Here is a 12,287-nt window from a genome sequence, read left to right as displayed (position 1 = left end):
GCTGATGCCATGCCGGGTCCGGTCCATCGTTGCGCTCGCGCAAAGACGGCCCGAAGCACATCGCGAACCCCGAAGCCTACCCGGCGCGCTTCCGGTTCCGCCGGCATTGGGCGAAAAAGCGGGCATTGGGACAGAAGGCCATGACGGCGCCCGGCTCGTCATGCTCGAGAAGGGCCCGGCACCGCTTCTGGCACAGGCAGGCGAGGCATGTATTGCGCGCCTGGGCAATGGCCTTGCCCGATTCCTTGCGGGCCGCCCGGACGGGATCGACCTGCGTGCGTTCCATGACAAGATCGAACAGATCGAACTGGCGCCAGACCCTGTCCGTCTGCGGCCAGCGCTGTGCATCGGAACACATGACTGCCTCCCTGCGCCGGATCGAACATTTTGCGGGCAAGTGTAAACCGCAACCTGCCGCAGGGGGATGTGCCGCTTGGCCGCAACCGCGAAAAAACCTCTCCAAAGTCGTTTCTGTTTGATGCAGCGCAAACTTCTTTGCCTGGCGCCTTCCTATGTTCGGCCCAACCCACCGTACTCCGGAGGAGCCGATGGCGCTCAACCCCAACGAAGATGTCAGCCTTCCCGAGCCGATCCGGCGCTTCCTGCCGGCCTTTTCCGGCCAGCCGCTCGGCCCGTTGCTGACCCAGGCGTTGCGTTCCCTCGCCCGGCGACGGCCGGAGGCCTTCGAGCGGCTCGGCGAATTCGGCAAGGCGCGTTTCCTCATCGATCCGACCGACCTGCCCTTTGCCTTCCATGTCGTGCCGGACGGCCGCGCCGCGCTGGTGCGCGCCACCGGCAAGAGCGGCACGGCTCCCTCCGACGTGGTCATCCGCGGCCCGATCCTGCTCTTGCTCGGCATCCTCGACGGCACGCTGGACGGCGACGCGCTGTTCTTCCACCGCGCCATCTCCGTCAGCGGCCGCACCGAAGCGGTGGTGGCGCTGCGCAACGCCATAGAGGACGCCGAATTGCGGCCCTCCGACCTGCTCGGCCTCAGCGGCGCGGCCGCCCGGCTCGCCGATTCGGGCATATTGGGCGGGCTGTCGTTCGCCCGCCAGATCGCCACCGGCGCCCATCGGCGTGAAAGGACGCAACCATGACGACAAGCGGCAGGATGGAGCTCGTCTGCCCCGCCGGCACGCCTTCGGCGCTACGGGCCGCCGTGCAGGCGGGAGCGGATTCGATCTATTGCGGTTTCCGCGACGAGACCAATGCGCGCAATTTCCCCGGCCTCAATTTCTCGCCGCAGGAGATGGCCGAAGGCATCCGCTTCGCCCATGCCCATGGCAGCAAGGTGCTGGTCGCCATCAACACCTTCGCCCGCGCCGGCGATACCGATCCGTGGCGCAGGGCCGCCGACACGGCCGCGGCCTGCGGGGCCGATGCGGTGATCGCCGCCGACATCGCCGTGCTCGACCACATGGCCACACAGCATCCCGGCACCCGCCTGCACCTGTCCGTGCAGGCCGCGGCGGCGACGCCGGAATCGATAGGCTTCTATGCCGACGCCTTCAATGTGCGCCGCGTGGTGCTGCCGCGCGTGCTGTCGGTGCAGGAGATCGCCGCTCTCAACCGCCTCATCAAGGTCGAGACCGAGGCCTTCGTGTTCGGCGGGCTGTGCGTGATGATCGAGGGCCGCTGCTACCTCTCCTCCTACGCCGCCGGACGCTCGCCCAATCTCAACGGCGTCTGCTCGCCGCCCGAGATGGTGAGCTATGACGAGGATCGCGAAGGCACCGCCGCGCGGCTCGCCGGCTTCACCATCGACCGCTACGCGCCCGGCGAGCCGGCCGGCTATCCGACGCTGTGCAAGGGCAGGTTCAAGGCGGGGGACAAGGCCGGCTACCTGTTCGAGGACCCGGTCAGCCTCAATGCCGGCAGCATGATCGTGGCGTTCAAGGCCGCCGGCGTCACCGCGCTGAAGATCGAGGGGCGCCAGCGGGGCAAGGGCTACGTCACCGAGGTGGTGCGCGCTTTCAGGAAAGCGGTCGATGCCGCCGAGCAGGGCCATGACGCGACCGAGATCGACAACATCCTCGCCGGCCTGTCCGAAGGCGGACGCCAGACCACCGGCGCCTACCGCAAGATCTGGAGATAGGCCATGGCACGGGTCGCCCTGACGCTCGGACCGCTGTTCTTCCACTGGCCGGCGGAACGGCTGCGCAACTTCTATTTCCGCATTGCCGACGAAACGGCGCTGGAGCGCGTTCATGTCGGCGAGGTCGTCTGCGGCAAGCGCATGCCGTTTTCCGATCCCGTCTGGCCCGAGATCATCGAAAGGCTGGAGCGCGGCGGCAAGGAGGTGGTGCTTTCCACGCTGGCGGCACCGGCCACGGTGCGCGAACGCAAGGCCATCGCCGAATTGTGCGCGGACGGGCGTGTCGTCGAGATCAACGACATCACCGCCCTGCCCGCCCGCAGCGGCAGGCCCTTCGTCACCGGCCCGTTCCTCAACGTCTACAACGAGGCGACGGCGCGTTTCCTCATGCGCCACGGCGCCATCACCATCTGCCCGCCGGTGGAATTGTCGCTCAACACGGTGGGCACTATCGCCGGCGCCTGCCCCGAGGCCGAGTTCGAGCTGTTCGCCTTCGGCCGCCTGCCGCTGGCGCTGTCCGGACGCTGCTACCACGCACGGCTCCACGGGCTGCACAAGGATTCGTGCCAGTTCACCTGCGAGCAGGATCCCGACGGGCTGGCTGTCGACACGCTCGACGACCAGTCCTTCCTGGCCATCAACGGCGTGCAGACGCTGTCGACCGAGGTGCATGCTGCGCTGTTCGAGCCGGCGACGCTCCTGCGCCACGGCATAAGGCGGCTCAGGCTGTCGCCACATGACTGCAACATGGTGGAGGTGGCGCACATCTACCGCTCCCTGCTCGACGGCACCCAGGACGCGGATGGCGCCCGCTTCCTGCTTTCGTGCCTCGACCTGCCGGGACGACTCGTGGACGGCTATGCCCATGGCAAGGCCGGCGCGCAACCGGCCATGCCGGCATGAGGTTTCAGCGGGACCGGGGCCGCATCGCTGAGCTCGGATAGCGCTTGCCGCACCGCAGGGCATGGACATTTCCCCCGATACGGGCTGTGCTGCGCGATCTGCCGACAGCCGCTTCCGCGAGGTCTCTGGCCATGGACGCAAACCGTTCCGAAGAACCTCCTCCCCACTGGGATGCGGGCACGGTCTTCACCGTCGGCCATTCCGTGCTGCCGATCGGGCAATTCGTCGACCTGTTGCGGACATACGGGGTCGAACGCCTCGCAGATGTCCGCACCGTCCCGCGCTCCCGCCACAATCCGCAGTTCAATGCCGATGCGCTCGGCCCGGCGCTGGCGCAAAGCGGCATCGCCTATGTCGCCATGCCGGCGCTCGGCGGCCTTCGGCACCCCCGCAAGGATTCGCCCAATGCCGGCTGGCGCAACGAGAGCTTCCGCGGCTATGCCGACTACATGCAGACCGCTGCCTTCGCCGAGGCGGTCGACGCGCTCGTCCGCCTCGGCCACGACAAGCGGGTGGCGATCATGTGCGCGGAAGCCGTGCCATGGCGCTGCCACCGGTCGCTGATCGCCGATGCGCTGACCCTGCGCGGCATCACGGTGATCGACATATTGTCGGCAACGAGCTGGCGGCCGCATAAGCTCACCCCGTTCGCGCATGTCGAAGGGCTGCGGATCACCTATCCGGCCAGCTAGCCTCCCTCATTTTCCCACCGCTTCGCCGTCCCGGATCGTTTCGGCGCGCCCAAGCCGTTTGGCCTTGCGCCTTCCGGCCAAAAAGATATATTTGGAATGTATTTTTAAGCGAACCGCCCGGCTGAAATGCGAGGGGCCGGCACGCCCCGGGGGCAGGACCGATGACCTATGTCGTCACCGACAATTGCATCAAATGCAAATATATGGACTGCGTCGAGGTCTGCCCCGTGGACTGCTTCTACGAGGGCGAGAACATGCTCGTCATTCATCCCGACGAATGCATCGACTGCGGCGTCTGCGTTCCGGAATGCCCCGCCGAAGCGATCTTTCCCGACACCGACCCGGCGGCGACGCCGGCCTGGCTGGAGCTCAACTACGAGCACGCCTCGGCATGGCCGAACATCATCCACAAGAAGACGCCGCCCGCCGATGCCGACGACTGGAACGGAGTGCCCGGAAAGCTTCCGCATTTCAGCAGCAAGCCCGGCGCCGAATGAATTTCACCCCTCCATCGACCAGCACCCATCCATTGAAAGGAGCACATCATGGCTGAAACCTGGCTTCCCTCCCTGCGCACCGCAACGCCCCAGGAGGGCTTCGAACTCGCCACCAAGCTGGCCCGCATCGGAGTGAAGGTGACCCAGCCCTCGGCCGAAATCCGCGACAAGCTGCGCGCCGCCTACGATCACGACGCCGGCCAGCTCATCGCCTCCTCGCAGGTGATCGCCATTCATTTCCAGACCGTGGCGGCGGCGAACGATTACTGGCGCACCTGAGGCGGAAACGGTTTCCTGCCTCCGGCGACGGCCCTTGTTGCAGGCACGCCATACTAGGGTAAGCTTGGGCGGAGGCGGGCCTGGCTTGCAGGCCGTCGCCGCCTTGCTTCGCCGTTTGGCGATGCCGGCCAGATCGAGGTTTTCCAATGCCCTTCAACGAACGTTCGAAACACATCACCCAGGGCGTCGCGCGCTCGCCGAACCGGGCCATGTATTATGCGCTGGGTTATGAGAAATCCGATTTCGACAAGCCGATGGTCGGCATTGCCAACGGCCATTCCACCATCACGCCCTGCAATGCCGGCCTGCAGCCTCTGGCCGATGCCGCCGCCTTCGCCATCAAGGCCGCCGGCGCCAATCCGCAGATGTTCGGCACGCCCACCATCTCGGACGGCATGTCGATGGGCACCGAAGGCATGAAATATTCGCTGGTGTCGCGCGAGGTGATCGCGGACTGCGTCGAAACCTCGGTGCAGGGCCAGTGGATGGACGGGGTGCTGGTGCTGGGCGGCTGCGACAAGAACATGCCTGGCGGCATGATCGGCATCCTGCGCGCCAACGCCCCGGCGATCTACGTCTATGGCGGCACCATCAAGCCCGGCCGCTGGAAGGGCGAGGACCTGTCCATCGTCTCGGCCTTCGAAGCGGTCGGCTCGTTCATGGCCGGCACCATGAGCGAGGAGGACTTCGAGGGCATCGAACGCCATGCCTGCCCCTCCACCGGCTCCTGCGGCGGCATGTACACGGCCAACACCATGAGCTCCTCCTTCGAGGCGCTCGGCATGTCGCTGCTCTATTCCTCGACCATGGCCAGTCCTGACCGCGAGAAGCTCGACAGCGCCGCCGAATCCGGCCGCGTGCTGGTCGAGGCGGTGAAGAAGAACATTCGCCCGCGCGACATCATCACGCGCAATTCGATCGAGAACGCGGTGGCGCTGATCATGGCGATCGGCGGCTCCACCAACGCGGTGCTGCACTATCTCGCCATCGCCCACGCGGCCGAGATCGACTGGACGCTGGACGATTTCGAGCGCGTGCGCCGCAAGGTTCCGGTGCTATGCGACCTCAAGCCTTCGGGAAAATACATGGCGGTCGACCTGCACCAGGCCGGCGGCATCCCGCAGGTGCTGAAGATCCTGCTCAACGCCGGCCTCATCCACGGCGATTGCCTGACCGTCACCGGCAGGACGCTGGCCGAGGAGCTGGCCGCCGTGCCGGACGAGCCGCGCGCCGATCAGGACGTCATCATGCCCATCGAAAAGGCGCTCTATCGCGAGGGCCATCTCGCCATCCTCAAGGGCAACCTGGCCGAGGACGGCGCGGTGGCCAAGATCACCGGCCTGAAAAGCCCGGTCATTTCCGGCCCGGCCCGCGTGTTCGACGACGAGCAGTCGGCCATGGAGGCGATCCTGTCCGACCAGATCAGGCCGGGCGACGTGGTGGTGCTGCGCTATCTGGGGCCGAAGGGCGGGCCGGGCATGCCGGAAATGCTGGCGCCCACGTCGGCGCTGGTCGGCCGCGGGCTCGGCGAAAGCGTCGGCCTCATCACCGACGGCCGCTTCTCGGGCGGCACCTGGGGCATGGTGGTCGGCCATGTCGCGCCGGAAGCCTATGTCGGCGGCACCATCGCCCTGGTCGAGGAAGGCGATACGATCACCATCGACGCCCACAGGCTGCTCCTGCAGCTGGAGGTGGACGAGGCCGAGATCGCGCGCCGGCGGGCGGCCTGGATACAGCCCGAACCGCGCTACAAGCGCGGCGTGCTGTCTAAATTCGCGGCCCTCGCCCGCCCCGCCGACAAGGGCGCCGTCACCGGCTGAAGCCGCGGGCACCCGAGCCGTCGCGGCCCCGCCATGCCGCGACGGGCCGTTCAGGCCAGCACGTCGAACAGGCTGGCGATCCAGACGATCTGGAACAGAAGCGCGAAAACCACGAAGCCGGCGTCATAGCGCTCCGACCCGAAGAGGAGCGCGCCGCCTGCGCCGCCGATGAGCAGGGACTGCCGCACCGGATAGGCCCAGCCGTAAAGGTGGTGGTAGTAGCTCTGGCCCTTGGTCAGCGTGTCGACGACGTCCACGAGGAACAGCAGCAGCAAAAGCGCATAGAACCATTTCCGGCGCTGCCGGAAGTAGTCCCTGAACCCCTTGTATTCGCCGATTTGGTCCGGAAACAGCATCGCCGCCAGCATGACGAAGACGATCGAATAGGAGATCAGCAGGAAATAGAGGGAAAAGGTCCACGCCTTGATCTGGGAAAGCGCGAATTCGAACCACCAGAAATGGATGATGAACAGGAAGACGAATACCACCCAGCCAAGATGGACGGGATAGATCTTCTCCTTGCCAGGATGCTGGATGAAGCGGGTCACGCCGGTCACCAGGCGGGCGACGCTGAGGCCCAGTATCATGCCGACGATGATACGGATATGGACGAATATCTCGTGGTTTTCCTGCGTCAGCGCATCGACATTCATCTGTATATCCGTTCGCCAGCCAGCCCGGCCCCCCTTGTTCAAAGACCAGAAGAGGGACCCCAACCATGCCTAGGCAAGGAGCGGCAGCACGGCAAGCAATTCTCGAATGCGCATATGCGATGCGGTTGCCGGAAGAGATCACTCGCGAACGGCTGCCGGCGGGTGACCGGCCACCTCTTCGATGCGGTTCCGGTCGCGGAAGCCGGTCAGACTTTCGGCATGCTCTTCATCAGGCCCGCGACCGGCCGGATCCTCATCGAATGGCTGGCCCAGAATGGGCGCCCCCACAGCCAGCCCGCCGGCGGTCCAGAAACAGCTCAGGTCCATGTATTCCTCCCTTCATGGTTGCGTGCCTCAGTGATCCATTGCCTTTACGATTTCCTCGGTCATTTTCTTGGCGTCGCCGAGGAGCATCATGGTTCCGTCCTTGTAGAACAGGGTGTTGTCGATGCCGGCATATCCGGAGCCGAGGGATCGCTTGACGAACAGGCAGGTGCGGGCCTTGTCGACGTCGAGGATGGGCATGCCGTAGATGGGCGACGACTTGTCGTCGCGGGCCGAGGGGTTGGTGACGTCGTTGGCGCCGATGACATAGGCGACGTCGGCCTGGGCGAACTCGGAGTTGATGTCCTCGAGCTCGAACACCTCGTCATAGGGCACGTTGGCCTCGGCCAGCAGCACGTTCATGTGGCCGGGCATGCGGCCGGCGACCGGGTGGATGGCGTACTTGACCTCCACCCCGTTGGCCTTGAGCTTGTCGGCCATCTCGCGCACGGCATGCTGGGCCTGGGCCACCGCCATGCCGTAGCCGGGCACGATGATGACCTTCTGGGCGTTCATCATCAGGTAGGCGGCATCGTCGGCCGAGCCCTGCTTGACGGTGCGCTCGATGCCGTCGTCGGCGCCGGCGGCGGCCGTCTCGCCGCCGAAGCCGCCGAGGATGACCGAGATGAAGGAGCGGTTCATGCCCTTGCACATGATGTAGGACAGGATGGCGCCCGACGAGCCAACCAGAGCGCCGGTGATGATCAGCGCCAGGTTGCCGAGGGTGAAGCCGAGCGCTGCGGCCGCCCAGCCCGAATAGGAGTTGAGCATCGACACCACCACCGGCATGTCGGCGCCGCCGATCGGGATGATCAGGAGCACGCCCAGGACGAGCGACAGCGCCACGATCAGCCAGAACACGGTGGTCGACTGGGTGGCGACCAGCATGACGATCAGCACCACCAGGGCAATGCCCAGCACGATGTTGAGGAGATGGCGCCCCGGCAGCATGATCGGCTTGCCCGACATGCGCCCGTCGAGCTTCAGGAAGGCGATGACCGAGCCGGTGAAGGTGATGGCGCCGATGGCCACGCCGAGGCTCATCTCGACCAGCGCCTGGCCGTGGATGGCGCCGATGGTGCCGATGCCGAAGCTTTCGGGCGCATGGATGGCGGCGGCCGCCACCATGACCGCGGCAAGGCCGACGAGCGAGTGGAAGGCGGCGACCAGCTGCGGCATCGAGGTCATGGCGATGCGCCGCGCCACCACCGCGCCGACGCCGCCGCCGATGGCCAGGCCGATCAGGATCAGCACCAGCCCGCCGGCCGAGGGCGTGGCCAGCGCCAGCGTGGTGAGGATGGCGATGCCCATGCCCACCATGCCGTAGATGTTGCCCTGGCGGCTGGTGGTGGGATGCGACAGGCCCCTCAGCGCCAGGATGAACAGGATGCCGGAGACGAGGTAGAGGAAGGAAGCGAGGTTTACCGACACGTCACTTGTCCTTCTTCTTGTACATGGCCAGCATGCGCTGGGTGACGAGGAAGCCGCCGAAGATGTTGACGGCGGCCAGAACCAGCGCCACGAAGCCGAAGCCGGTGGCCAGCCCCGCCGCCGAGATGCCGACGGCCAGCAGCGCGCCGACCACGATCACCGAGGAGATGGCGTTGGTCACCGCCATCAGCGGCGTGTGCAGCGCAGGCGTGACCGACCACACCACGTAGTAGCCGACGAAGATCGCCAGCACGAAGATGGCGAAGCGGAACACGAAGGGATCGACCATGCCGCCCGACAGCGCGTGCGCGGCATCGCCGGCCGCATCGGTGGCGGCCAGGTCCTGCACCGCCATGCGCACGGCGGCACTGGCCTGGTCGAGCTGGTCGAGGGCTTTCTGCAAAGTTTCCATCACGCGGTCTCCCCGCCGGTCTTGCCAGTGGACTGGCCAGTGGACTGGCCTGTAGTTTGGCCAGTGGTCTTGCCACCGGTCTTGCTTGAAGCTTTCTTCGCCGCCGCCTTGGCGGCCGGCTTGTCGCCCGCCGGTCTGGGAGCGGCCTTCTTCGGCACCGGTTTCGGTTTTTCCTCGGCCGCCGCGGCGGGGGCGGCCGCCTCGACCGCCTTGCCAGTGAGGTTGGGGCCGGCGAAGTTCGGATGCACGACCTTGCCGCCATCGGTCAGCATGGTCGCCTTGACCAGTTCGTCCTCGCGGTTGATGGCGAGCTGCTTGGTCTCCTTGTCGATCATCGTCTCCAGGAAGGCGAACAGGTTCCTGGCGTAGAGCAGCGAGGCCGAGGCGGCCACGCGGCCGGCGACGTTGAGATGGCCGACGATCTTGACCCCGTTGGCCGTCGTCACCACCTGGCCCGCCACCGCGCCCTCGACATTGCCGCCGCGCTCGACCGCCAGGTCGACGATCACCGAGCCGGGCTTCATCGAGGCCACCACATCGGCCGCGATCAGCCGCGGCGCCGGGCGGCCGGGGATCAGCGCGGTGGTGATGACGATGTCCTGCTTGGCGATGTGCTCGGCCGTCAGCGCCGCCTGCTTGGCCTGGTATTCCTTCGACATCTCCTTGGCGTAGCCACCCGCCGTCTCGGCCGCCTTGAACTCCTCGTCCTCCACGGCCAGGAACTTGGCGCCCAGCGACTGGACCTGCTCCTTCACCGCCGGGCGCACGTCGGTCGCCGTCACCACGGCACCCAGGCGGCGCGCCGTGGCGATCGCCTGCAGGCCGGCCACGCCCACGCCCATGACGAACACCTTGGCCGCCGGCACCGTGCCGGCCGCCGTCATCATCATCGGCAGCGCCCGGTCGTATTCGGACGCCGCGTCGATCACCGCCTGATAGCCGGCAAGGTTGGCCTGCGAGGACAAAACGTCCATCACCTGCGCGCGGGTGATGCGCGGCATGAACTCCATGGCGAACGCCGTCACGCCGGCCTTCGCCATCGCCGCCACCGCCGCCTCGTTGCCGTAGGGGTCCATGGTGGCCAGAACCGCCGCACCCGCCTTGTAGCCCTTCAGCTCCGCCTCGCTCGGGCGCCGCACCTTCAGCACCACGTCGGCCCGCGCCGCATCCGACGCCTTGCCGATCACCGCGCCAGCCTTCGCAAACTCCTCGTCGACAATGCGCGAGCCCAGCCCCGCCCCCGCCTCGACGATCACATCGAAGCCAAGCCCGACAAGCCGTTTCACGCTGTCAGCCGAAGCCCCAACACGAGGCTCAAGCCCTCCTGCCTCGCACGGTATGAATACGATCTTCGACATGACGCGCCTTTTCAGCTCTGTGGCCGCCGACGGACCTCGTCCGACAGCGCGCAAATCGGGATTGTAGCTGGAACGGGTGCCGTCCGCGTTTCATCGTCGCCACACGAAGCGGCCAGCCTTCGGGAGGACGGCGGCAGGAACGGCAGTGCAGGATCAATGGGCGACCAGAATGCCCTTGGCTTCGAATATGTCACGTATCTGCCGGACATAGCCGTGATAGGCCTTGTTTTCATGGGTCGCACCCCATTGGCGCGGGCGCGGCATGTCGATCTTCAGGTCGAGGTCGACGCGCCCGGGACGCGGCGACATGACCAGCACCCGGTCCGCCAGGAACACGGCCTCATCGATGCCATGGGTGATAAACACCACGGTGTTGCGCAGCCGCAGCCACATCGTCTGCAGATCCATGATCATCTGCTCGCGGGTCAGGGCATCGAGTGCCCCGAAGGGCTCGTCCATCAGCAGGAGCCCCGGTTCCTGGATCAGCGCCCGGCAGATCGCCACGCGCTGGCGCATGCCGCCGGAAAGCTCCGACGGAAACTTGTTGCCGAAGCCTTCCAGCCCCACCTGGGCGAGGAGTTCCTCGGCCCGCGCGCGATACCGGGCGACATCGAGCTTCTTGATCTCGATCGGCAGGAGGATGTTGTCGAGCACCGTACGCCAGTAGAGCAGGAGATCGGACTGGAAGACGACGCCGATCTTCGGATGCGGCTTGCTGACCGTCTCACCGTCGATGGCGATGGTGCCGGTCGTGGCGCCGATCAGGCCGGCGAGAAGAGACAAAAGCGTGCTCTTGCCGCAACCGCTCGGCCCCACCACGGCCACGAAACTGCCGGGCTCGAAATTCAGATCGATCTTCTCCAGGGCTACGACGTCGTCGTCCTCGCGCGTCCTGTAGACTTTCGACAACCGGGAAATGCCCACTGCCGCGCCGGTCTGGGAGATGGCATTCATTGGAACGACCTCGCTGAACCTTTTGAACGATGCGACCCGCGCCTACTTGGCGGCGTCGCGCTTGTAGGCGACCTTGCTTTCGATGATGTCGATGACAAAATAGAGGATGACACCGAGGCCCGAAATGGCAACGACGGTGGCGAAATTCAGCGTCGTATCGAACAGCGAATTCGCCTGAAGCTGAAGGTAGCCGAGGCCCCGTTCGGCGGCGACATATTCACCGATGACCGCACCGATGACGGCCAGCGACACGGCGACCTTGAAGCCGCCGAAGATATTGGGCAAGGCGGCCGGCAGGCGCACCTTGAAGAAGGTCTGCCATTCGTTTGCGCCCATGGAGCGGACGAGGTTGACCAGATTGCGGTCCAGCGACTGCAGGCCGACGACCGTGGAGATCACGATCGGAAAGAACGAGATCAGGAAGGCCAGGGTGATCTTCGGGCCCCAGCCATAGCCCAGATACAGCACCAGGAGCGGCGCCAGCGCCACCTTGGGCACCGTCTGCAAGGCCACGAGGATTGGATAGATCGCCCGCTCGAAGGCCCGCGAATAGAAGATGGCGAGCGCCAGGGGAATGCCGATCAGCACTCCCAGGGCGAAGCCCGATACCACCTCCAGCAATGTCACATAGGCATGGGTGGCAAGCAGCGACCACTCGGAGACCATTCGAGTCGCGATCGCCAGAGGCGTCGGCAGCACGAACTCGGACAGTTCGGTCCAGGTCACCAACGCCTGCCACAGGCCGATGAGTGCCGCTGCCAGGATGAGCGCCGAATAGCGCTCGAGCCAGCGTCCGCGCATCTTTTTCCTGCTCATAGCCTTGCCTTGTTTCGCCTGCGCACGACCGGCGCCGATTGTATCTGCGC

At 66.0% G+C, this 12,287-nt stretch carries 15 protein-coding genes; 7 read left to right on the top strand and 8 right to left on the bottom strand.

Translation table 11 applies throughout. The features are described from left to right. Window positions 1-76: 76 nt before the first annotated feature. A complete protein-coding gene (locus ACVCNR_RS12175; protein ID WP_447074996.1) occupies window positions 77-358 on the bottom strand; it encodes a DUF6455 family protein in 282 nt (93 codons plus the stop codon). 190 nt (window positions 359-548) lie between these two features. On the opposite strand from ACVCNR_RS12175, the gene ubiT reads away from it, so the two are divergent. The 7 genes from ubiT to ilvD all read left to right on the top strand — a co-directional run bounded on the left by ubiT (window position 549) and on the right by ilvD (window position 6,289). Next, complete coding sequence (gene ubiT, locus ACVCNR_RS12170; protein WP_286693509.1) at window positions 549-1,100, top strand: ubiquinone anaerobic biosynthesis accessory factor UbiT; 552 nt, start codon at window positions 549-551, stop codon at window positions 1,098-1,100. Window positions 1,101-1,114: 14 nt separating this feature from the next. Continuing rightward, entirely contained in the window at window positions 1,115-2,098 is a 984-nt protein-coding gene (gene ubiU, locus ACVCNR_RS12165) for a ubiquinone anaerobic biosynthesis protein UbiU (protein WP_435521559.1), read from the top strand. Window positions 2,099-2,101: 3 nt separating this feature from the next. Beyond that, window positions 2,102-3,001, top strand: a complete 900-nt coding sequence (ubiV, locus tag ACVCNR_RS12160; protein ID WP_447074995.1) for a ubiquinone anaerobic biosynthesis protein UbiV — start codon at window positions 2,102-2,104, stop codon at window positions 2,999-3,001. 131 nt (window positions 3,002-3,132) lie between these two features. Further along, window positions 3,133-3,693: a DUF488 domain-containing protein gene (locus ACVCNR_RS12155; protein ID WP_354194794.1), complete on the top strand. Its 561-nt coding sequence runs from the start codon at window positions 3,133-3,135 to the stop codon at window positions 3,691-3,693. Window positions 3,694-3,854: 161 nt separating this feature from the next. Continuing rightward, window positions 3,855-4,190 (top strand): ferredoxin FdxA, encoded by a 336-nt coding sequence (fdxA, locus tag ACVCNR_RS12150; RefSeq protein WP_354194792.1) that lies wholly within the window; start codon window positions 3,855-3,857, stop codon window positions 4,188-4,190. A 48-nt stretch (window positions 4,191-4,238) separates the two neighbouring features. Continuing rightward, window positions 4,239-4,469 (top strand): hexameric tyrosine-coordinated heme protein, encoded by a 231-nt coding sequence (locus tag ACVCNR_RS12145; protein ID WP_354194790.1) that lies wholly within the window; start codon window positions 4,239-4,241, stop codon window positions 4,467-4,469. 146 nt (window positions 4,470-4,615) lie between these two features. Next, the gene (gene ilvD / locus ACVCNR_RS12140; protein ID WP_447074993.1) at window positions 4,616-6,289 is read left to right on the top strand and encodes a dihydroxy-acid dehydratase; all 1,674 of its coding nucleotides are present in this window, start codon (window positions 4,616-4,618) and stop codon (window positions 6,287-6,289) included. Between the two features lie 50 nt (window positions 6,290-6,339). On the opposite strand, the gene ACVCNR_RS12135 is transcribed toward ilvD, so the two are convergent. The 7 genes from ACVCNR_RS12135 to ACVCNR_RS12105 form a co-directional block, all read right to left on the bottom strand. Further along, window positions 6,340-6,942, bottom strand: coding sequence for a hypothetical protein (locus ACVCNR_RS12135; protein ID WP_354194786.1), 603 nt, complete (start codon window positions 6,940-6,942; stop codon window positions 6,340-6,342). A 138-nt stretch (window positions 6,943-7,080) separates the two neighbouring features. Further along, window positions 7,081-7,269 carry a hypothetical protein gene (locus tag ACVCNR_RS12130; RefSeq protein WP_447074992.1) on the bottom strand — a complete coding sequence of 63 codons (189 nt, stop codon included), beginning with the start codon at window positions 7,267-7,269 and terminating at the stop codon, window positions 7,081-7,083. 27 nt (window positions 7,270-7,296) lie between these two features. Further along, window positions 7,297-8,697, bottom strand: a complete 1,401-nt coding sequence (locus ACVCNR_RS12125) for an NAD(P)(+) transhydrogenase (Re/Si-specific) subunit beta (protein WP_447074990.1) — start codon at window positions 8,695-8,697, stop codon at window positions 7,297-7,299. A gap of 1 nt (window position 8,698) precedes the next feature. Further along, window positions 8,699-9,109, bottom strand: a complete 411-nt coding sequence (locus ACVCNR_RS12120; RefSeq protein ID WP_447074989.1) for an NAD(P) transhydrogenase subunit alpha part 2 — start codon at window positions 9,107-9,109, stop codon at window positions 8,699-8,701. After that, window positions 9,109-10,467 carry a Re/Si-specific NAD(P)(+) transhydrogenase subunit alpha gene (locus ACVCNR_RS12115; protein ID WP_447074987.1) on the bottom strand — a complete coding sequence of 453 codons (1,359 nt, stop codon included), beginning with the start codon at window positions 10,465-10,467 and terminating at the stop codon, window positions 9,109-9,111. Before ACVCNR_RS12115 ends, ACVCNR_RS12120 begins: the two co-directional genes overlap by 1 nt. 153 nt (window positions 10,468-10,620) lie before the next feature. After that, the gene (locus ACVCNR_RS12110; RefSeq protein WP_354199745.1) at window positions 10,621-11,421 is read right to left on the bottom strand and encodes an ABC transporter ATP-binding protein; all 801 of its coding nucleotides are present in this window, start codon (window positions 11,419-11,421) and stop codon (window positions 10,621-10,623) included. 42 nt (window positions 11,422-11,463) lie between these two features. Further along, the gene (locus tag ACVCNR_RS12105) at window positions 11,464-12,222 is read right to left on the bottom strand and encodes an ABC transporter permease (RefSeq protein ID WP_447074985.1); all 759 of its coding nucleotides are present in this window, start codon (window positions 12,220-12,222) and stop codon (window positions 11,464-11,466) included. Window positions 12,223-12,287 lie beyond the last annotated feature (65 nt).

It is taken from the genome of Aquamicrobium terrae, assembly GCF_052978165.1.
This window is presented reverse-complemented; position numbering and strand designations above follow the sequence as displayed.

Excerpts from the sequence above, each read along its gene's own strand:
- ACVCNR_RS12175 (WP_447074996.1), bottom strand. The coding sequence starts at position 358 with ATGTGTTCCGATGCACAGCGCTGGCCGCAGACGGACAGGGTCTGGCGC.
- ubiT (WP_286693509.1), top strand. The coding sequence starts at position 549 with ATGGCGCTCAACCCCAACGAAGATGTCAGCCTTCCCGAGCCGATCCGG.
- ubiU (WP_435521559.1), top strand. The coding sequence starts at position 1,115 with ATGGAGCTCGTCTGCCCCGCCGGCACGCCTTCGGCGCTACGGGCCGCC.
- ubiV (WP_447074995.1), top strand. The coding sequence starts at position 2,102 with ATGGCACGGGTCGCCCTGACGCTCGGACCGCTGTTCTTCCACTGGCCG.
- ACVCNR_RS12155 (WP_354194794.1), top strand. The coding sequence starts at position 3,133 with ATGGACGCAAACCGTTCCGAAGAACCTCCTCCCCACTGGGATGCGGGC.
- fdxA (WP_354194792.1), top strand. The coding sequence starts at position 3,855 with ATGACCTATGTCGTCACCGACAATTGCATCAAATGCAAATATATGGAC.
- ACVCNR_RS12145 (WP_354194790.1), top strand. The coding sequence starts at position 4,239 with ATGGCTGAAACCTGGCTTCCCTCCCTGCGCACCGCAACGCCCCAGGAG.
- ilvD (WP_447074993.1), top strand. The coding sequence starts at position 4,616 with ATGCCCTTCAACGAACGTTCGAAACACATCACCCAGGGCGTCGCGCGC.
- ACVCNR_RS12135 (WP_354194786.1), bottom strand. The coding sequence starts at position 6,942 with ATGAATGTCGATGCGCTGACGCAGGAAAACCACGAGATATTCGTCCAT.
- ACVCNR_RS12130 (WP_447074992.1), bottom strand. The coding sequence starts at position 7,269 with ATGGACCTGAGCTGTTTCTGGACCGCCGGCGGGCTGGCTGTGGGGGCG.
- ACVCNR_RS12120 (WP_447074989.1), bottom strand. The coding sequence starts at position 9,109 with ATGGAAACTTTGCAGAAAGCCCTCGACCAGCTCGACCAGGCCAGTGCC.
- ACVCNR_RS12115 (WP_447074987.1), bottom strand. The coding sequence starts at position 10,467 with ATGTCGAAGATCGTATTCATACCGTGCGAGGCAGGAGGGCTTGAGCCT.
- ACVCNR_RS12110 (WP_354199745.1), bottom strand. The coding sequence starts at position 11,421 with ATGAATGCCATCTCCCAGACCGGCGCGGCAGTGGGCATTTCCCGGTTG.
- ACVCNR_RS12105 (WP_447074985.1), bottom strand. The coding sequence starts at position 12,222 with ATGCGCGGACGCTGGCTCGAGCGCTATTCGGCGCTCATCCTGGCAGCG.